21 protein-coding genes and 3 pseudogenes are annotated in these 18,973 nt (G+C 64.4%); 14 read left to right on the forward strand and 10 right to left on the reverse strand.

All coding sequences use genetic code 11. The features are described from left to right. Window positions 1–52 precede the first annotated feature (52 nt). Window positions 53–186, reverse strand: a pseudogene (locus tag ABZ863_RS27040) (IS3 family transposase); the annotation flags it as partial. A gap of 305 nt (window positions 187–491) precedes the next feature. Between ABZ863_RS27040 and ABZ863_RS27045 the strand changes: the two are divergent. Then, on the forward strand, window positions 492–656 hold the full coding sequence (locus tag ABZ863_RS27045) for a hypothetical protein (protein ID WP_358541027.1): 165 nt from the start codon (window positions 492–494) through the stop codon (window positions 654–656). Then, window positions 613–996: pseudogene (locus tag ABZ863_RS27050) on the forward strand (MFS transporter); the annotation flags it as partial. The gene ABZ863_RS27045 and the pseudogene ABZ863_RS27050, both read left to right, overlap by 44 nt. Here the strand turns inward: ABZ863_RS27050 and ABZ863_RS27055 are convergent. Beyond that, window positions 957–1,088: a hypothetical protein gene (locus ABZ863_RS27055; protein ID WP_358541098.1), complete on the reverse strand. Its 132-nt coding sequence runs from the start codon at window positions 1,086–1,088 to the stop codon at window positions 957–959. The pseudogene ABZ863_RS27050 and the gene ABZ863_RS27055 sit on opposite strands and share 40 nt — an antisense overlap. 53 nt (window positions 1,089–1,141) lie before the next feature. On the opposite strand from ABZ863_RS27055, the gene ABZ863_RS27060 reads away from it, so the two are divergent. The 8 genes from ABZ863_RS27060 to ABZ863_RS27095 all read left to right on the forward strand — a co-directional run bounded on the left by ABZ863_RS27060 (window position 1,142) and on the right by ABZ863_RS27095 (window position 7,724). Next, the gene (locus tag ABZ863_RS27060; protein ID WP_358541101.1) at window positions 1,142–1,399 is read left to right on the forward strand and encodes a hypothetical protein; all 258 of its coding nucleotides are present in this window, start codon (window positions 1,142–1,144) and stop codon (window positions 1,397–1,399) included. Beyond that, window positions 1,381–1,695 carry a hypothetical protein gene (locus ABZ863_RS27065; protein ID WP_358541104.1) on the forward strand — a complete coding sequence of 105 codons (315 nt, stop codon included), beginning with the start codon at window positions 1,381–1,383 and terminating at the stop codon, window positions 1,693–1,695. The genes ABZ863_RS27060 and ABZ863_RS27065 overlap by 19 nt, the downstream gene beginning before the upstream one ends. 443 nt (window positions 1,696–2,138) lie before the next feature. Continuing rightward, window positions 2,139–2,564: a hypothetical protein gene (locus ABZ863_RS27070; RefSeq protein ID WP_358541030.1), complete on the forward strand. Its 426-nt coding sequence runs from the start codon at window positions 2,139–2,141 to the stop codon at window positions 2,562–2,564. 4 nt (window positions 2,565–2,568) lie between these two features. Beyond that, a complete protein-coding gene (locus ABZ863_RS27075; RefSeq protein ID WP_358541033.1) occupies window positions 2,569–4,575 on the forward strand; it encodes a hypothetical protein in 2,007 nt (668 codons plus the stop codon). Between the two features lie 8 nt (window positions 4,576–4,583). Then, window positions 4,584–5,378: a hypothetical protein gene (locus ABZ863_RS27080; RefSeq protein WP_358541036.1), complete on the forward strand. Its 795-nt coding sequence runs from the start codon at window positions 4,584–4,586 to the stop codon at window positions 5,376–5,378. After that, the gene (locus ABZ863_RS27085) at window positions 5,375–6,001 is read left to right on the forward strand and encodes an IS3 family transposase (RefSeq protein ID WP_358541038.1); all 627 of its coding nucleotides are present in this window, start codon (window positions 5,375–5,377) and stop codon (window positions 5,999–6,001) included. Before ABZ863_RS27080 ends, ABZ863_RS27085 begins: the two co-directional genes overlap by 4 nt. 12 nt (window positions 6,002–6,013) lie before the next feature. Beyond that, window positions 6,014–6,172: a hypothetical protein gene (locus ABZ863_RS27090; protein WP_358541090.1), complete on the forward strand. Its 159-nt coding sequence runs from the start codon at window positions 6,014–6,016 to the stop codon at window positions 6,170–6,172. Window positions 6,173–6,425: 253 nt separating this feature from the next. Further along, window positions 6,426–7,724 (forward strand): IS256 family transposase, encoded by a 1,299-nt coding sequence (locus ABZ863_RS27095; RefSeq protein ID WP_358541040.1) that lies wholly within the window; start codon window positions 6,426–6,428, stop codon window positions 7,722–7,724. Between the two features lie 154 nt (window positions 7,725–7,878). On the opposite strand, the gene ABZ863_RS27100 is transcribed toward ABZ863_RS27095, so the two are convergent. After that, window positions 7,879–9,540 (reverse strand): recombinase family protein, encoded by a 1,662-nt coding sequence (locus ABZ863_RS27100; RefSeq protein WP_358541043.1) that lies wholly within the window; start codon window positions 9,538–9,540, stop codon window positions 7,879–7,881. 629 nt (window positions 9,541–10,169) lie between these two features. On the opposite strand from ABZ863_RS27100, the gene ABZ863_RS27105 reads away from it, so the two are divergent. From ABZ863_RS27105 to ABZ863_RS27115, 3 genes are all read left to right on the forward strand, one after another. Beyond that, window positions 10,170–11,363, forward strand: coding sequence for a cytochrome P450 (locus ABZ863_RS27105; protein ID WP_358541046.1), 1,194 nt, complete (start codon window positions 10,170–10,172; stop codon window positions 11,361–11,363). 78 nt (window positions 11,364–11,441) lie between these two features. Further along, window positions 11,442–11,528 (forward strand): multicopper oxidase domain-containing protein, encoded by an 87-nt coding sequence (locus ABZ863_RS27110; protein ID WP_358541093.1) that lies wholly within the window; start codon window positions 11,442–11,444, stop codon window positions 11,526–11,528. A 45-nt stretch (window positions 11,529–11,573) separates the two neighbouring features. Continuing rightward, window positions 11,574–12,902, forward strand: a complete 1,329-nt coding sequence (locus ABZ863_RS27115) for a hypothetical protein (protein WP_358541049.1) — start codon at window positions 11,574–11,576, stop codon at window positions 12,900–12,902. 121 nt (window positions 12,903–13,023) lie between these two features. Here ABZ863_RS27115 and ABZ863_RS27120 read toward each other — a convergent pair whose 3' ends face one another. The 6 genes and pseudogenes from ABZ863_RS27120 to ABZ863_RS27145 form a co-directional block, all read right to left on the reverse strand. Beyond that, window positions 13,024–13,503 (reverse strand): AbiV family abortive infection protein, encoded by a 480-nt coding sequence (locus tag ABZ863_RS27120; protein WP_358541096.1) that lies wholly within the window; start codon window positions 13,501–13,503, stop codon window positions 13,024–13,026. Further along, entirely contained in the window at window positions 13,449–13,781 is a 333-nt protein-coding gene (locus tag ABZ863_RS27125; RefSeq protein WP_358541052.1) for an AbiV family abortive infection protein, read from the reverse strand. Before ABZ863_RS27125 ends, ABZ863_RS27120 begins: the two co-directional genes overlap by 55 nt. Window positions 13,782–13,906: 125 nt before the next feature. Then, window positions 13,907–14,467 (reverse strand): terpene synthase family protein, encoded by a 561-nt coding sequence (locus ABZ863_RS27130; RefSeq protein WP_358541055.1) that lies wholly within the window; start codon window positions 14,465–14,467, stop codon window positions 13,907–13,909. Further along, window positions 14,406–14,762 carry a hypothetical protein gene (locus tag ABZ863_RS27135; protein ID WP_358541058.1) on the reverse strand — a complete coding sequence of 119 codons (357 nt, stop codon included), beginning with the start codon at window positions 14,760–14,762 and terminating at the stop codon, window positions 14,406–14,408. Before ABZ863_RS27135 ends, ABZ863_RS27130 begins: the two co-directional genes overlap by 62 nt. A gap of 327 nt (window positions 14,763–15,089) precedes the next feature. Continuing rightward, on the reverse strand, window positions 15,090–15,713 hold the full coding sequence (locus tag ABZ863_RS27140; protein ID WP_358541060.1) for a hypothetical protein: 624 nt from the start codon (window positions 15,711–15,713) through the stop codon (window positions 15,090–15,092). 232 nt (window positions 15,714–15,945) lie between these two features. Next, a pseudogene (locus ABZ863_RS27145) lies at window positions 15,946–16,071 on the reverse strand (IS5/IS1182 family transposase); the annotation flags it as partial. Between the two features lie 416 nt (window positions 16,072–16,487). Here ABZ863_RS27145 and ABZ863_RS27150 point away from each other — a divergent pair. Next, window positions 16,488–18,089, forward strand: coding sequence for a hypothetical protein (locus ABZ863_RS27150; RefSeq protein ID WP_358541063.1), 1,602 nt, complete (start codon window positions 16,488–16,490; stop codon window positions 18,087–18,089). A 126-nt stretch (window positions 18,090–18,215) separates the two neighbouring features. Here the strand turns inward: ABZ863_RS27150 and ABZ863_RS27155 are convergent, their stop codons facing one another. After that, entirely contained in the window at window positions 18,216–18,722 is a 507-nt protein-coding gene (locus ABZ863_RS27155) for a hypothetical protein (RefSeq protein ID WP_358541066.1), read from the reverse strand. Window positions 18,723–18,973: the final 251 nt, after the last annotated feature.

Here is an 18,973-nt window from a genome sequence, read left to right on the forward strand (position 1 = left end):
ACTCGAGCGTGCGCGCGCGGAGGTATGGGGGAGCGGAGACGGGCGCTCGAGGACGCGAGTAGACATCGGTGAGCAGCGCGACGCAGCAGAACCCCGCCGGTGTCCAGACGGAGGTCGAGTCCGCGACCCAACACTGATCCGGTCGTGTAGGAGCCGCCAGGCCCGTTGGAGCAGGTCCGGATGCCGCTGGACCGTCTGGCTCGCCTGTCGGGTGGAGCCGATGTCGTGGCCACGGCCCGTGTCGCGGTAGCGGCCTCCTGACGTCTCTAGGGCCCGCGGTCGTCGGACGCGGGGTCTGCGGCCCGGTGCCCGGAAGTGTCGGCCACGACGGGACCATCGTTCCCGACGGGCCGGGTGAGGGGCTGAGCTGGTACCCCCACGGGTTGGCACTCCCGCGGTCGCGTACCGCGGTGTTCTCTGTGGTCAGGCCCGAAGCGGCGACGCGACCGGGCCCCCGAGGTCCACGACCATCTACTGAGGAGTCCAGTGTCATGTCCACATCGACGGCGACGAGTGTGCGGAACGAGGCCGGCGACGGTCGCGCCCCGGTCCTCACCCTCGTCGCAGCCCTGCTCGGGTTCTTCGTCATCACCCTGGACGCGGTGATCGTCAATGTGGTCCTGCCGTTCATCCAGAGCGACCTCGGCGGTCGGTGACCGCCCTGCAGTGGGTCATGGTCGGCTGCACCCTCGTATTCGCCGCGCTGCTGCTCTCTGCGGCTCGCTCACCGACCGCATCGGTGCGCGCCGCGCCTTCGGTGCCGCAGTGCTGTTGTTCGTCGTCGCGTCGCTGGCGTGCGGGCTCGCCCCGACCATGCCCGCCCTCGTCGGCGCCCGACTGCTGCAGGGGGCCGCCGCGGTGATGATGCCCTCGTCGATGACGCTGCTCTCCGAGGCCTTCCCGGAGGCCGCCCCCCCCGCGCGGGCGTTGGCGATCTGGGCGATGGGCGGTCTGACCTACGGGGCGATCGAGGCGGGCGCGTTGGGCTTCACCGGTCCCCGGGTCGTCGTCGCGCTGGCGGTGGCCGTCCTCGCTGCAGTGGCCTTCGTGGTGGTGGAGTCGAGGGTGCGCCGCCCGATGGTGCGCATGGACCTGTTCCGCTCCCGCCCGGTGGTCGTGAGCGCTGATCGGGTTCGCGTTCATGGTCTGGTTCTACGGCCTGCCTATCGTCTTCAGTCTCTACCTGCAGTCCGTGCGCGGCCTCACGGCGCTGGGGATCGGGACCGTGTTCCTGCCGATGATGGTGATCGGCCTCCTGCTCACCCCGTTCACCGCCCGGCTGGCGGCCCGTTTCGGCAGGCCGCCGCTGATCGCGACCGGCCTTGCGGCCATGGCGGGCGGCCTGGTGGCCCTGGCTCTGGTCCCCACCACAATGCCGCTGTGGGCACTGGCTTGCTGATGGTCCTGGTGGGGCTGGGCGGCCCGTTGGTCATGCCGCCGACGACGGCCATCCTGTTAGTCACACGGGGCGTGGCGGTCACGCAGACGGCCCGCTCGCATGGCTCATACCGAAAACTTCGAGTAGAGGGCCGCGCCAGCGGTGTCGGCTTGTTCGCCGTGACAGCGATCGCTATGTCGCCGAGTGAATCGATCATCGTGTGCACGTCGGCCCGCGTGACCGAAGGGGTATCGGGCCGGGTCTTCAACGCCGCTCGTGCCGCCGCCCGCTGGGCCTGTGCCTCGTTGATCACCTGAACCAGCGCGGTCGGGTCTCTCCCTCGCGTCATCCCTCCGCCTCGATAGCGGCCTGATGTCGGTGAATGCGCGCCTCCGCGTCGGCGACGCGCTGCTTGGCCGCTCCCGCGCCGCAGTAAGTCTTCGCGGACGTTCACGGTCCTCGGGTTTTCGGCCAGTGCTCCTGGGTCGGACATCGTGCACCGATAAACACCGTTGCCATCAGCAGCGCAGTTCTCGCGTCATCCGGCAATGGACGTGACTTCGTGGTGGTACTCCGCTTCGAGCCGCGCTGTCACTGCTCCAATGCGGTGTCATCAGCCAGGGGCGGATCACGATCTGTCGAGCATATTGCGCTATTGCGGTGATCTTGGCGAAAGTTGACCCGAACACGTCCAGGTATTCGCGACTCTGTGGTTATCTTCGGGATCGGGGTCAGCGCCCAGATGGTGGGGAGGAGCCGGGTGAATCTTCCAGCAAATGTGGACTTGATTGTCGATGACGCTGCTCAGGCACTCGTTCGGACCTTGGCAACGGAAACCGGGAAACAAGCGGTGGGGTGGTTCGCGAACCTGTGGCGTCGCAAGCATCGCAGAGAGGTCGACGAGATCTCAGACGGCGTCGAGCGAGATCGTGAACAGTTGCGTTCTGCTGACGAAGCGGCACGGGACCCGCTTGCAGAGGCGCTCGCACGAAAATGGGCGGAGCATCTACGTCGACTCCTACGCGATGATCCGAGCAGCGTACCCGAACTTGTCGCGTTGACGCAGCAGCTACGGCAGCACAGCGACGCGCAGGTCGCCCCGAACCCTGTTCAAGTCGGCCTTAACCTAGGCAAAGGCGATTTCTATCAGGCTACCTTTCAGACAATCAACCGAGGCAACAAGTAAAGTTATGACTTATCCTCAACAGGACGCAACGAACCTCGGGTTCAATTCTGGATCGGGATCTTTTTATCAAGGGGTTGATCAACACTTCTACGAAGGCCCGTTGCTGAGTTCGCGGCCTGTCGCACGTGATTTCGTCGAGGCGGCGCGGGAGGCTTTTGTCCCCGTCGATCACCTCGATAAGGCGCGGCGGACTCTCGAAAGCAGTCCACTGCTGGTCATCGTGGGGGCACCGCATACCGGACGCCGCACCGCAGCAGTGCATCTACTGAATGAAGTCCGCCCCCGGAACGTCCCGTCGAACGATTCTCGAATGATACGTGAGTTCGATGTGGACTGGTCCACCCCCGATACCCGACTCATCCGCGCGACCTCAGGTGGAGACTACCTGCTTGATCTCAGCGATGAAGATGATGTAGTCACGCCTAAATTCGTGGATGCACTTGTCGGTCTCAACGACAATTTGAACGAGGCAAAGGCGCGTCTTGTAGTGCTGGCGACCCACACCATATGGTCCGATCCTTCCGGTGCGGCGTCCTCGATCATGCGAGAGCTGGGCCAACCAGATGCACACGAAGTCCTGCGCCGACATGTAGAATGGCGCACTGCGGATGAGGCCATGCGCAATCGCATTACGCAGGACCAGGTCCGTGAGGCTATAGCTACGCTCACCAAGCCGGCGGACGCGGCCGCTTTGGCTCGCGTCGTGGCCACCGTTGAGGAGCCAGAAGCGTTACATAAGGCGGTAGCCCAGATTGCCGCATGGCCGTCATTCCTGCGGAAGCACTTCGACCAGATTCCTAGAGGTATTGACGATCTCGCGAGAGTTGCAGACATCAAGCTCTTGCTAGTGGCGACAGCAGCGATGGAAGGGTCCGCGACAGGGTTCGTGTACTCCGCATATGACGCACTCCTGGCCGAGTTTGCTGCGCCGCGCAATGCGTTCAAAGCGCTCGCTGACCCGGGATTTACCCGTCGTCTCTCGTTGCTCGATGCCAGCGTTGAAGCGGATCAGGTCCACCTGACAACGTCCCGCCCCGGAGCCGATCTTGCGGTTCTGCGCTATTTCTGGCGCGAGTATCCTTTTCAACGACCCAACCTCCTCAATTGGTTCGGCGCGATCGTCAGTATTCCTGGACCTTCTGCGCGAAATACCGAACGCCTCGGCTCCATTATTGTCGCCCTTGCCTCCGAAGCGGACAATAATGCGGTTCGTAATTCCATTACAAAATGGCTAACAGGCAATGAGCGTCAACGTGCACTCGTCTCTGCAACACTCGTGGCGGGATTGGCATCCGACGGCTTCAGGTCCGATGTCCTCACATTACTCCGCGAATGGGCCCAATCTACGTCCGCCGTCCATCAAGGCATTGTCGCCGAATTCTGCCAAAACGAGGGCATGCCGCTGCAGCGCGCGCTTGTTCGATTAAAATGGATCTTGGATAATCCCGCCAACAGCGCCATCGCAGACAAGGCCGGCGAGGCACTTCGGGTGCTGGCATCCCGCGACCGTGACTCCGCAGCATTAGTCCTGAGCGCGGTGCAGTCCTGGGCGAGCCGGTGGCCCGCAGCTGCCGCGCGCGGTTTCGTCATGTTGCTGGCTGCCGGCGAAGGCATCGCATTTGCCGCCGAGCTGCTGCGGCAAGCCCGCACCGACTCTGAGATCATGCATCGGTTACGCGATGGGTGGGTCGGGGCCTGGACGCTGGCCCAGAGCCGGGATCACGCGGCAAGGGCACTATGCGAATGGGGAGCCGCCATCGACGATGGGCGGCTCGACGACCACGCCGAGGACCTGCTCGTCGAGGCTGTCACCACGCATCTGTTGCATACAAAGTCGCTCGAACCCTTTTTGCCTTCGCGCGACAGGTCGGCGCCCGCGCGGGACTCAGCTCATTACCGAATCGTTAAGCGAGCTACCAGCGCCCTCATGCTGACGACCGACCAACGTGCGACCGAAAACGGACGAGCAGAAGCGGTGCGATCTGAGACAACCGGAGCCACACAGGGCTAGTCAAACCGATGTTCTTGACGCGCATCCGCAGGACGCAGGAGCGGCGCCTGCGGTTCAGTACACTGCTGCCCAGCGAACATACTGGCCTGGCGTTCACTGCCGCGCTCACCATCGGCTGGCATCTCACCGACGACTCCACCAATGGACAGACGACCGGCGAACGGGGCTCGCTCTTGCCGGCTATCCGCCAGGTTGTGCGTGAGCGCGCGAGCGAGCTGACGCCGGGCTGTTGCCTCCTCGATCCCGCTAGAGCTGAAGACGCAGTTCTCGCGACTCTCAGCCATCCCCAGAACACTGACCATCTACCCGGAGCCTGCTGGCGGATCACCCGAGCACACCTTACGAGCAGCAAGCAGGATCGCGTACGCGCCGCCCGCGAACACACCGACATGTCCACCGAGCACGCTCGCCTTCACCGCTCCCAGGCGCGACTGGACGCCATGCGCGACGTCATGACGGACCCGGCAACCTTGGCTGCATGGTGGCTCCGGCGCGTACCTCTGACGGATCTCCCCGCCGATGCGACGGCCACCGCCCTGGCGGGGTTCTCGCGCGCCATCGCGGCGCTTCCGCCCCCAGCGCAGTCACATCCCCCTGAGCAATGGTTGGCTCGCCTTGCCGGGTGGTTCTGGTCCGAACTCGACCCTTCGCAGCGAGAACACCTATTGGATTCGCTGATCGAACTTGCGCGGCTGTACAAAGGTGACGAGTGGTCGGCGCACCTCAGCCGGAGCCGCGCCAGCAGGGCCGACCACCAGAACCGCACCGCCCCGACCAAGCAGGACCAAGTCGACGAAGGGTGACGTGGGAAGATCAACAGCCTTGGGAAACACCGAGACCGGGCACCCGTTCACAGTGGCTGCGAGAAGCGGTCGACACGGCCGCTGAGGCGGCAGCTAGGGGTGCTTACGGCTGCCGGAGGGTCGCCGCGGAGCTCAACCGGCGCGGACATGCCTGCAGCGTCGGCCTGGTTGCCGTGCTGATGCGCGAGGCCGGGTTGAAAGCCTGCCAGCCCCGGGCCTACAAGACCACCACTGTGCCCGGCGAGCAGCCGGTGGCCAGCCCGGACCTCATCGGCAGGGACTTCACCGGTGACACGCCCGGCACACGGCTGGTCGCTGACATCACCTATCTCAGGACCGGGCAGGGCTGGCTGTATCTGGCCACGGTGATCGATCTGGCGACCCGAATGGTCATCGGCTGGCAGCCGGCAGTCCACATGCGCACCTCGCTGGTGACCGACGCCCTGGCCATGGCGATCACCCACGGCCGCACCCGGCCGGGTGCGATCTTCCACAGCGACCGCGGATGCCAATACACCTCGGCCGAGTTTTCCCTCTACTGCAAGGAAAATCAGATCCGAACCAGCCTCGGGCGGACCCGTTTTGGGACAACGCGGCTGCCGAATCATTCTTCGCCGCCCTGAAGAACGAGATGTATCACCGCGAACCGTTCCGCACCCGGGGCACATGCCAGGTTCGCCGTCGCCGACTACATCGAGGTGTTCTACAACCGGCAACGACTCCACAGCAGCCTCGGCTACCGCACCCCAGCCGGAGCACTGGCCGACCACCAGACCGCAGCAACCGCTGCCTAATCAACAACCAAGATCCTTGACACACCTCAACCTCACTCCGGTGGAGGAACTTGGTCATGGTGCAGCTGGGCGAGGACTTCTTCTGACGCCTAACACCCGCGTGACGTCTGTACACGCCGGTGACGTGTCGCGCCTGAGCCATCCCGAACGGTCCGGTAAAGTGCCATGGTCAAGACAACGGGACTGTTTCAAGATCGGTGGGTTCGGCCCGACACGCCGGGGCTGAGGTCCGGCGGGATGGGCACGGAGTGTGATGAGTGTTGATGCTGTGACGACAGGGGCATCGAAGGAGAAGGCCGGCGCGCCGGAGACGAGCGCGCAGGAGCGGCTGGCCGCGGAGGTGATCAGGCAGGCGCAGGAGCAGGGGCTGGCCCTGACCGGGCCGGACGGGCTGCTGAAGCAGCTGACGAAGACGGTGCTGGAGACCGCGCTGGAGGCGGAGATGACCGAGCACCTCGGGCATGCCAAGCACGCCGACGAGCCCGGTCGTGAGGGCAGGAACGTGCGGAACGGCTCGCGGGCCAAGACGGTGGTCTCCGATGCGGTGGGCGAAGTGCAGGTTCGGGTGCCGCGAGACCGTGAGGGCAGCTTCGAGCCGGTGATCGTGAAAAAGCGGCAGCGTCGGCTCGGGAGTGTCGATGAGATCGTGTTGTCGTTGTATGCGAAAGGGCTGACAACGGGCGAGATTTCCGCGCATTTCGCCGAGATTTATGGCGCGTCGGTGTCGAAGGAGACGGTGTCGCGGATTACCGATGCTGTGGTGTCGGAGATGCAGGAATGGCAGTCGCGTCCGCTTGATGAGGTGTACGCGGCGGTGTTCATTGACGCGATTGTTGTGAAAGTGCGGGATGGGCAGGTCGCCAACCGCGCGTTCTACGCGGCGATCGGGGTGACACTCGAGGGTCGTAAGGATGTGCTCGGCCTGTGGGCCGGGACCGGTGGTGAGGGAGCGAAGTTCTGGTTGCAGGTGTTGCAGGATTTGAAGAACCGTGGCATGAAGGACGTGTTCTTCGTGGTCTGCGACGGGTTGAAGGGGTTGCCGGATGTGGTGGCTGATGTGTGGCCGCAGGCCCGGGTGCAGACCTGTGTGATTCATTTGATTCGCAATTCTTTCCGGATCGCGTCGAAGCGTGATTGGGACGCGCTGAAGAAAGATCTTAAGCCGATCTACGCGGCTGCGACCGTCACGGCTGCGGAGGTGGCGTTGGACGAGTTGGAAGAGAAGTGGGGTGGCCAGTATTCGGCGATGATCCGTCTGTGGCGCAATGCGTGGGAGGAGTTCACTCCCTTCTTGGATTACGATCCCGAAATTCGGCGTGTGTTGTGCTCGACGAATGCCATTGAATCGCTCAATGCGCGGTATCGTAAGGCTGTGCGGGCACGAGGTCACTTCCCCACGGAACAAGCTGCGTTAAAGTGTCTCTACCTCGTCACCCGATCGCTGGACCCGACCGGCAAGGGGCAGACACGGTGGACGATGCGGTGGAAACCCGCCCTGAACGCGTTCGCGAACACATTCAGTGATCGCTGGCCGAGCGCCCAGAAGTACTAACCGCAAACGCCGAAAACACCGAACTTGTTACAGACCCAAGACAACTTCATAGACGAGTTGATCAGTTGATCGATTGCCTTGGAAGAGACGTGCTCGTGCTGAGCTTGCCTGTTGGTGGTCGTGCGATTTTTCGGTCGCAGGGATTTTCCCTACTCTAGGGGTTCAAGTCCCCCCTCGGACACAACCCATAACCCCACATGTGCGCGTCGAGTGCTATCTCGGCGCGCACTTCGTGTTTTCCGGGTCGGTAGGTCAGGGCCAAGCCTAGTTTGCGGTAGACGTCGGCTTTGTCGTCGGGGTTGGCCTGGTCGATGACGGTTCTGAGATCACCTAGTTCATGGATCAGTGTGTCGATGTCGCTAGTGGCCAGGCGTTGTGGCTGGTGTGTGGTCCTGGTGGCGGCGACGGCTTGGGCGCGGTGGGCTTGGATCTCGGTGATCCACTGGGTGACCAGGGTGGGGTCGGTTCCGGCTTCGAGTGCTTTGCGGTAGTGGGTCAGTTTGGCGTCGCATTCGCGGATGGTGTGTTCGGTCGCGAGGCGATCGGGGTCGGTGGTGGGGTCGGGTTGTGACTCGGCGAGTGCGGTGAGTGTGTCGCGCAGGCGGTGCGGTGCGAACAGTGTGACGAGCCAGTTGTCGAGTGTGGGGAGGATGTCGCGTTCGGCGAGGTAGACGTTGCGGGGGTGGATGACTTTGTTGGCGAGTCCGTATTCGGTGGGGAAACGGCAGCGGTAGTAGGGCTGGTGGCGGGTGTATTGGCCTTGCATCCGGCGTTGGCAGAGACCGCAGAGCAGGAGCCCACGCAGACCGTAGGTGCGCTTGACGCGCTGCCGGTCGCGGGTGTTGCGTCCCTTCCCGTTGGCGGCCAACAGGGTTTGCGCTCGCGCGAAGGTGTCGGCGTCGACGAGGGGTTCGTGGACGGGGTCGGTCGAGGAGATCCAGGCGTCCTTGTTGTTCCACACCAGCTTCGTGGCGTGGCCGAGGGCGACGTTGTCGACGTCGAGCAGGCGTTCGTCTTTGCGCTGCCGGTTCCAGACTTGGTGGCCGGTGTAGCGCGGGTTCTTCAGGATGGTGCGGATGGCACCTTTGGACCAGGCGGTGCCGCAGCGGTGTGTGTTGCGTTCGGGGTCGTGTGCCGAGGGGCAGGGGATACCGTCGCGGGTCAGATCTTCTGCCAGGGAGTACAGGCCTTGTCCGACGAGGTAGGACGTGAAGATGCGCCGCACGACGGGTGCGGCGGCGGGGTCGGGTTCCAGGCGATGCAGACGGCGACCTTCGGCGGCTTTGCCCGGGTTGGGGTGGGGCCTGGCGTCAGCGAGCCGGTAGCCATACGGTGGGCGGCCGCCGAGGTAGCGGCCTTCGAGTTTGGCTTGGGCGGCCATGGCAGAGCGCACGCGGACCTTGATGCGGTTGCGTTCGCCCTTGGACATGCCACCGAAGACCGACATGACCAGGTCGTGCGCTTCGGATTCGGGGTCGATCGCGCCGCCGACTTCCGGGACCCAGAGTTCGACTCCGTAGTGGACGAACACAGGGAAGGTCAGGCCGTACTGGTTGCCGTAGAAGGCGCGCTGAGGTTCGCCCACGACCACCGCCTCGAAGCCCCGGGCTGGCTGCTTGAGCAGATCGAGAAGCGCCGAGGCCCGGGGACGGCGCTTCCACGGCAGCGAACGTGACTGGCCGATGTCGAAGAACTCGGTGACGATCTGTCCGCCCGGCCCGATCACCGCCCGGGCCCGTTCGAGCTGCCAATTGCGCGACGCCTCGGGGTCTTGCTGGTCTTCGGTCGAAACCCGGCCGTAGAAGGCGTAGCGCATCACACCTCCTGAGAGTGCGTGCTCGTGCTGCGACGGGCGTTGCGTAGCAACCGCAGCAGTGCACGCGCGGCCGGAGGACTCAGTTGCGGCGGCACTTCGGGTGTAGTCACCGTGAGCGGGTCACTTCGTCCGCGCGGACGCGGATGCGGGCGGGAGCCACGCGGGGTACGACCAGCCGGAGAGCGTCTCATTCCTGGTCCTTCCTTCTCAGCGCAGGCGTACCTGCGCGGATGCCATAGGTGTCCATCCACGCTCTGTACTGGGCAGGCAGTCAAGCTTGTCGTCACACGTCGTCGAACAGTGGCGGCAAGCAGCGAAGATGGCCACGCGCCTCAGCTGTTGACGTGCACGCCTTCGCCTCGTCAAAGCCGTGGCTTTCATGCGGTTCATCCGCAATACCGACCCAGCAGGCACTAGGAGACAACGAGTTGCTCATCCGTTAAGCGATTCACGCGTACGGGACCGTCGTCGTGCCGCAGTGTGGTGGGCGAAACCGACAACCTGCCGCCGCGGATCGTGAGGTCGCAGGCTGGTATCACAAATCGTCGTGCTGTCTCGTCGTAGTGGTGAGAAATCGTCACGCACACCGAATGTAGGCATCCGGCGAAACAGAAACGGACGGAAACCCGATGACGCAAGCTCCGAACCTGCCGTTGCCGATGCGCCGCGATGGCCTCGACCCGGCTGGTGAACTGCGCAGAGCACGCGACGAGGAGGGCGTGGTGCCGATCACGACCCCGGCCGGTCAGCCCGCGTACTTGGTCTGTCGTCGCCAGGACGTCCGTGAGGTGCTGTCCGACTTCGACCGGTTCGGCACCGCGGCGAGCCAGATCCCGGGGGCCGAGATGGCCGACAAGCAGGAGGCGGAAAAGTTGCGCGCCGGGCAGCTGATCAGCTTCGACCCACCCGAGCACACGCGGCTGCGGCGGATGCTGACCCCGGAGTTCACCGTGCGCCGGATACGTCGGCTCGAGCCGAGGATCACCGAGATCGTCGAGGCGGCGCTCGACGACCTGGAAGCCGCCGGCCGACCGGCGGACCTGGTGGCGCACTTCGCGTTGCCGGTGCCGTCGCTGGTGATTTGCGAGTTGCTCGGCGTGCCCTACGCCGACCGCGCTGAGTTCCAGGAACGCGCCATGCGGATGCTGGACACCTCGCTGCCGCTGGAGGTCAGGATGGCCGTCCAGCGGGAAGGCCGGACCTATATGGCCGACCTGGTCGCCGACGCTCAGGCTGATCCCGGTGACGACATGCTCGGCATGCTCGTCCGCGACCACGGCCACGACCTTGACACCGACGAACTGATCGGCATCGCCGAGCTGCTGCTGCTCGCCGGCCACGAGACGACCTCGAACATGCTCGGCCTCGGCACCCTGGCCCTGCTGCGCCACCCCGACCAGCTCGCCGCGTTGCGCGACGACCCGGACCTGATCGACTCCGCGGTGGAGGAGTTGCTGCGCTGGCTGTCGGTGGTGAACTGGATGCCCCCACGCCGGGCCACGATCGACGTCGAACTCGCAGGCCACACCATTCCGGCCGGTTCCATGGTGGTGCCCTCACTGGTGGCGGCCAACCGCGACCACGCCACCGCCGACGACCCCGACCGCCTCGACCTCGCCCGGTCGGCAACCCAGCACGTCGCCCTGGGCCACGGCGTGCACCACTGCCTCGGCGCGCCGCTGGCGAGGATGGAGCTACGTCTCGCGTTCCCGGCCCTGCTGCGCCGCTTCCCCGCTCTGGCCCTGGCCGAATCCTACGAGTTGCTGGACTTCCGGGAGTTCAACGTCGTCTACGGCGTGCGATCCCTGCCTGTCACGTGGTGAGCGGGAGGCCGATCGTTCGGCAGGACACCTGGTGGTCAGCGGCCAGAGCCTCCTTGATCAAGGTGCGGGCCAACTTCGTTGCCGACTGCGGCCGGTACATGTTTCCACTGCCACAACGCCGAGCACGAGGACATGGGCATGATGGCCGACTTCGAGGTCGTCTGACGGGTCCACGTCACGGGTTTGTCCACTGAGGAATTGGGAGATCGGATGACTGTGCGCCACAAGTTGTTGGCCTGTCTGGCTGTTCCGTCGTTGGTGGTGTCCTCGCTCGTCGTCGCACCCGCGACGGCCGGCGCCGACCCGCTGTCGCTGTCGAATTTCGAGCTGCGGCCGAACGCCTACGGCACCGACCTGCGCGACCGGGCCGACGCGTTGCCGCTCGTGAAGGCGACCGTCAGCGACATCATGAACGACCTGAACCGGAAGGACGACAATCCGGTCCAGATCCACGGGGCCTGCGAACCCGCCGCAGTGGCGGACGCGGACATCCCCCCGCTGATCACCAGAAGCCTCTGCTTCCAGAACGACGACAACGAAACCACGCAGTGGTACCCGCAAGGGGTGACCACGGTCGCCGACATGCAGGCAGACCAGGAGTGGGGCTCCGGCAACCAGCCGGTGCTGGTGAGCTGGTACGACAAGAACGATCCCCTCTCGATCAAGGGCGTCCGCATCAGCTTCATGAACCCCTACACCGGCGCCTACCGCCACGTGCTCCTGGTGTACCCCAAGACCATCAGGGCCCGCCCTGACTACGAGTCCGTCCGGGTGTCGCAGGACATCACGCACCCTGACCACTCGACGTCGCTGCACGCCGGCGGGATCGTCTGGTACGGCAACTACCTGTTCGTCGCCGACACCAACCGCGGCTTCCGGATGTTCGACATGCGCCGCATCTACGACCTCGGCGCGTCGAAGAACGGCACGACGGAGGGCCCGGTCAAGGTCGGCTTCCAGGAAGACACCCAGAAGTACCACGCCTACGCCTACCGCTACATCATGCCGCAGGTCGGTTCCTGGACCCGCACCGCCGCCGACGGCACGGACTGCAGCGCCAGCGACGGGTCGCCGAACTTCTCATACACCTCGCTCGACCGCGCCGGCGCCAACCACCTACTCGCAGGCGAGTACTGCAACGCTTCGACGGCCACCAACGGCCGGGTGGCCGCCTGGCCGATCGCGGGTGCCTTCGACAGCAACGGCGAGCTGATCATGAACACCGCCTACCGCTGGCAAGCGGACGCGGCGTACAAGATCCCGGACACGCCGCGGCGGATCCAGGGCGCGACCCGCTTCAACGGCCGGTGGTACCTGAGCCAGAGCAACCAGACCAACGCTGGCAAGCTACACATCACCGCGAAGGTGACCTCGCCGATCGGCACGCTGAACGTGGTGGACAGCCAGACGCTGACCATCGGCCCGGAGGACCTATCTCACTGGCCGAACGGCACCCAGAGCCCCTCGCTCGGTGCCATGTGGACCGTGGCCGAGCACGAAGGCAAGCGCATGGTCTACTCGGTGACGCCGATCCTCTGACCACGACCGCTGTCTGGGCCGCTCGCGCGGGTGATGCGGGCGGCCCAGCCGCTTGGTGGGCTGACGGTGCGGTGCGTCAGACCAGGGCTTGGTAGTAGGACTGTCATCGACGGGTAAGTAGTCAGGAGGACCCGGGACCCTGTTGGGATCTCGCAGCGAGTGGCTGATGCGGGTCTGGGTTTCCTGCGTGGTTGCGTGGGATGTCGCACGATGGTGCCCCGCGCGGGAGTCGTGTGGGGTGCACAACGCGGTGGCACGGGCCGTTGCCTGGGGAGCGGGGCGGATGGGTGCTGTCGTACGGTGTGGCGGCATCGTGCTTCATTCGGGTGTGATCACGGATGAGCTGCATCTCGATCACCTGGGCCGCTGTCCGTAAATCGGCTGCCGTTGTCCCGGCGGGGAGTGCCGTTGGCGAGAGCACAGTTCCGTCGTCGGCTCGGTCAACGTAGAAGCCCCGCTGTTTGGCGTCATTGGCCTCACGAGCCGCAAGCTCGGCCTCTTGTTGACGTTGCCTGTGCGCCTGCTGCCACGATTCGAGGTCCGAACCTAGATCGGGGAGACGGCTGTAGTCCCCCCATATTCGGCGAGCTCGTCGCCGAATATGGCTGCCTCGAGGTACTTCTTCATGTGGCTTCGTCCGTGCTGAGCAAGCTCATCCACAACGCGAGGCGTATCGTCTCCCCGATTCCAGCTGGTCGAGAATGCCTCGTAGATCCAGAGGATTTTACCGAGCTCTTCCTGTGCCAGGACGCTTAACGAGCGGGCGCGCCCATACGAGTCAACAGCTAACAGGGCGTACGCGTCAGCGATCAGGGCGGATGCGTTGTCCATCAACGCTTTCCAGAACTCGCGTGCCGCGGAAGGACTCATCTCGACCATGAGTTCAGCGTGCCCATCGACCAGACCAGCGTGGGAGGTACCCTGCCGAACGGCCTCCGTTGAGCACGCCCGCCGGTGCTTCGACGAGGCTGACTGTCGCCCCAACAGTTGCCTCGTGACCGGCTTCATTGTCTCGCCGGTCGGTTGTTCTCAGACTCCGCGGATGTTGTGTCTTGGTTGTTCTGTCGCAGGTTAGGCGGTAGTAGACGCTCTCGTGCTCGGTGGGTGTGTGGTAGCCGAGGCGTAAGTGCAGTTGTCAGATAGCGGGCCAATTCCGGGCCGGCGTCCCGCATTTCCTGCTCGTGCAGCCGGAGAAACCGGCACATGACTCGGTCCCGCATCGCGGTCGCGCGGGCGAGCGCCTGCTGGACGGTGCAGGCATGCTCGTGCCGGATGAGGCGGATCAGGTTGAATTCCCGGGGCAGGTCGTACCGCGCGGCGCGCTTCTCCTCTTTGGTGTGGCCGAAGATGTCGTTGTCCCACATGGTGAGGAGGTCGGCGAGCTCTTCGAGGGCACGGACGTTCGGGGAGTATTGCTCGGCGTCGGTGAGAGCGAATCCGCCGAAGGCGAGGAGCGTTCCGGAGGAGGCTTGACCCCCTTCGGCCAGCCGGGAGACGGTGTAGTCATCCAGGCTGGGCACTTCGTTCTGGTGCTGCCGGCCCAGGCGGGTGAGCAGGGCGCCCAACAGGTACTTCCCCGAGTGGCTCGTCGAACACGGCGTCGTCAACGGCGAAGATCCACAGGAGGAATTCGGCGTAGACTTTCCGCTGGGCGATGGGGGCGTCCGGGAGTGTCCGAGCGGCCAGATGCCCCACGCTCATCGCGGCCAGGTAGTCGCGTTGTCGGCGATCGGCGTAGACGCCCAGCCGGTCCATCCAGGCGAGCGCGCCGGCGTCCAGCAGATCACCGTCCGCCGGGGGTGGCGAGGGAAGCGGGCAGCAGAAGCGTTTCCCCCGGGCATCGGCTCTCGGCTCATCCATGGCTTGTCCCTGCTCGTCGATGCGGTCACTGCGCCGAACCGGCGGACTCCCGAATCGCGATCGCCGGCGACCACGAGGCTGATCCGGGCGGCCTTCCCTCCGACGACATCGCCCGCTCCGCGGCCGGGGAGGACACGGGGGCAGGCGGTGTCGTCGTGGAAGACGTCGTGGTAGGCGCAATTCTGCTTGCCGGGTTCGGTTGAATGTTCGGCTTTTCCGTTCTTCCAGGGCTATGCGGCTTGTTCGTCTGTGTCGGGCGTTGATGGCCGCGGCAGGGCGGGCAGCATGGCTCGCGGAGCAGCCGATCCCGGCCGGGATCTCTCGTGGCTAGACCGCTACGGGTGCGGTACCGGCGCGCTGAGCCTGGGTGACGTGCAAAATCGCAGGGTTGCCACTGTCTTTCGACCAGACTTCGATTTCGCCAGTCTGGACGCCGACATAGATGCTGAACTGCCCGTCAGAGGCTGCCCGTTTGCACGCGGGAGTGATGTCGATCGGCCCCAGGTTGGCATGCGGCCAAGCGGTGGCCACAGTGAACGGCTTTCCGGATTCCGGGGCGTTTTCTCCATCGACGGCGTCCTCGTCCCACTGCGCTGACGCCGCTCGCGCAACGGTCACCTCGACCGGGTTGTGAAGCGGTTTGGTGAATGCCGCCAACTGCACCGTACATCGGGTGACCGACGAAGGCGGGACGGCCAGCTGGAACCCGATGAGAGCGCGCACATACGCAAGGCCGCCCGTGTTGGCCTGGAGGGTATCCGTGCGACCAAGCGTACATTTGTAGGCGTTGAGATCCGGGCACCCTGCCGCGGAGACGGTGCTGCGCAGAATGGTCGAGTCCTTGATGGCGGGGGTCGATATCTCGTCCGCAACGGCCGGCGCGGCGGCCGACACGACCAGCACCGGCGACACCACAGCGGGAAGTAGAGCACGAAACACTTTCGTCAACATCAGCGAGACCCCCTCGAATCGAGGCCACCAACGAGAGGGATGGCCGTGATCTTGTCGTCCACAGCGGCTGCCGAGGCCCAAAGCCGCACTCTCCGCCGTCCAGTCTGGGTGGAACTGCGGTGACTGGGCATATTTCTACCGATCCGGGTGACCCCTGACCAGGCGACGTCTCGTCACTGATCTTGTTGTTGGCGGCCTAGGAGTCGGGCCGGCCGGCGAGGGGGATGCCGTACATGATCACGCCCGGGCTACTCTGGTAGCCGCCGTCAGTCATGACCGGCCGCGCGGCCAGGGTGTGTCCGATGCCCGAGTCGCGGCAGGCGGTGCGGTCGTCGCGGTTACCCGCAGGGTCCTCGATGATCCAGCCCCAGCGGACGACGGCTCCGAGCGCCTGCTGATGGTTCCGTGGATCTGGCGGACGGCCGACGCTGCCATCGGGCAGCACTGGCCGCCTTGTGGCCGTGGCCATCCTCGGTCCTCTTGTGTCGCTCGATGGACCCTATTGTCAACGAAATTGTCACGCGGTCGGCCGATTGGAGATCGGATGCCATCCAAGCCATACTGAGATGGAAATTACTCCAGAATTGCAACCGGTTCCCCGGTGCCTGGACCGTGAAACCGGGGACGACTGCGCCCACGTCACGTGGCGGGATCGGAAGTCCAGGGAGAAACAGCCCGGCCGAGCGAGGTACCGACGACCACTATCGTCGATTGTGGACGATGGATCATTGCGCAAGAGAGGCCTTGGCTATCTGAGACGACCGGAGGATCCCGATGACCCATGAGATGCGGCGGAGTCAAGGCAGCGAAGAGTCGCTGCCGGATAGCCTTCACGCGCAGCTGACGAAGACCGAAAAGGTGCGCCTCGAAGAGTTCGTCAAGGTGGCGCGAGAGATGTTTGCATCAGTGGATGTTCGACTGGATGACATGGTCACCGCCGCACTCAAGGCGCTGGAAACAGAAGCTGTGATCCTTGAGCTGCACAAGCGGGAATCGATGGACAGAAAGTCCGCGAAACATGCCGAACCATCCATGCCCAAGAAATATATACACAAGCCGGGGGATGCACTAACAGAAGATCTCGCCGTGCTTTATGGTGAATACAACGCGACGAAGCTTGCCGTAGACGCGTCAGAAGTTGCCTGGACCGCGCTGGGAGCATCCGTCCTCTTGCTTGGCGGCTGTGCACCCAAGGAAGTACGCGACGTCATCTGCAGCTTTATGTACGCCACCGGATGCGATGATTGCGCACACGAGGCCGACCGCGTGTCTCCCGGCGGAGGCGAGCGGCTGCTGACCGAAGCAAGGATGCGGCGAGCGGCCATCCTGGAAAAAGTGGCCGCCATTCCCGGAATATGGGCGCGAAACCTCGTCCTGACCGGCCTCACGGTCGGCGCTCGCGCCAAGTTGGCGCGTCCGGACGACGCAACGCCCGCCGGCTACGCGACCGCCCTGACTCGCATGCGCGCACATCTCACCTTCACCGAAATTGTCTACGCGCGACTGGCAGACTTCGGGACCAATTCATTCATGGAGATAGACTCCTCGACACCATGGCGCAGGCCGCCCGGCTACCTCGACACCCTTAGTGTGTGTGCCGCGATGGCGCATGACATCGTGGACTTCGCGAGCGACGAACGCGAAATGGAGGTACTCAACCTCGCTGCCCATACGGAATTCGAACACTTGAAGTGCAGCCGTGGAGTAGCAGGCCGGTTCGTCTCCGACGTCATGGTGGGCGCGCCGGCGGTCGCCGCTGCCGCCGGCGCGCGTGATGCCGACGATGCCGTCCGTGTGCCTCATGGCGTGGTGGCCTGGATGTTCGGAACCGGCCGCTATAACGCCTGGGAACAAATAGTCGACATCGACGGCCTGCGCCTTCCGCCGCGTACAGGAACTCGAACGTTTCTGTCGACGCTGCATTCGAGCTGCGCAGAAGTGATCGATGTGGCGGTTTCGTCGATGCCGTACGCAGACGCTATCGTCTCGCTTCTCACGTCCGGCAAAGTCACACCGCAAGCTACCGGCGGGATCACGAGCTGGCGTCATGCCACAGGCATCCTTCTCGAACAAGCCACGGATTCCGAATCGCCGATCGGCTGCGAGACCGCCGCAGCCCACGCGCGAGAACTTGCCGCACTGTTGATCACCAAAGCGAGTGCATCGGAGCTGGCCACGACGACGCAGGCGATGCTGGCCGCAGTCGCCGCCGCGGATATCCACCGTGCGGATGTCCGGCAAACCTTCCGAGCACTGTATGTACCGTTGGTGGCCGCGTTCGTTCTCGGCGGCCTCTGCGACACCTCCGGAATCGGAAGCCACCTCGTCACCGCTCTTGATTCCACGGCAGAACCTGTCGAGAGCCCGGTGCCGTGAACGCGCAACGCGCCAAGGACGAGGGGCCGGCGTACCTGGCTGAGATCACCTCAATGACACCAAGTGCGCTGATGAATGGGCGGTCAGCTTGGCGGCCGGTCCATAGTCGATCGATCAGGGTGACCGTCAGATCTCTCGCCTTGTCAGCGCGCTGGAGAACAGAAACCCGACCGCTCCGGCGACTGCGGCGACGATGGCGCCGCCCACCTGGTCCGGGTTACGGAGGTAGCTGACTGCCGCAGCGCCAAAGATGGCGAACCCGATGACAGCGAAGGCGATACCGAGCATGAAACTGATCGAGGCTTGCCGGTGGGCGTGCGTGTAGTACTTGACTATGAGTCGAGCGTTGCCGTCGGAGTACTGGTGTAGCGTCTCAGCAAGCTGTTCGGTCGACGTGTTCTGGCTGGACGCGACGTTGACGACGACTGATTGATGGGCTGACTGGTCTGCATGATCGACGTTCGGTCGCCTTGCTGGCCGGTATCTTCCGGCGACGGGACAGCTGCGTGTGGCGGCGTTCCTGGTCGACTGCGTCCAATGAAGGTTCAACGTTGATATCTCGGAGGGTTCCGCTCTCCGTGCTGTGGAAATCGCAGTGTTGCCACGGGAAGCGAACCCACCTTCGACAAACATTGCCAGCTCTGGTGGTAGCCCCGCACCTCCACCTTGGCAACAGCCGCAGCAGTCGCATGGGAGAAGCTTGCCTCATCGCCTACGATATCCAAGGGGCTGTTCAAACTCCACAGGCGATGGAACGAGGGAGAACGCAACGCCACCCAGCTGTATCGCGAAATCCAAGCCGTTGGCTACCCGGGCGGCGAGTTCGCGGTGCAACGACATCTGCAGCAGTACCGCTCTGGCAGAGCCACGACCGCGTCTCCGGG

Origin of the sequence: Saccharomonospora sp. NPDC046836 (assembly GCF_040645195.1) — a bacterium.
GTDB lineage: Bacteria > Actinomycetota > Actinomycetes > Mycobacteriales > Pseudonocardiaceae > Prauserella_A.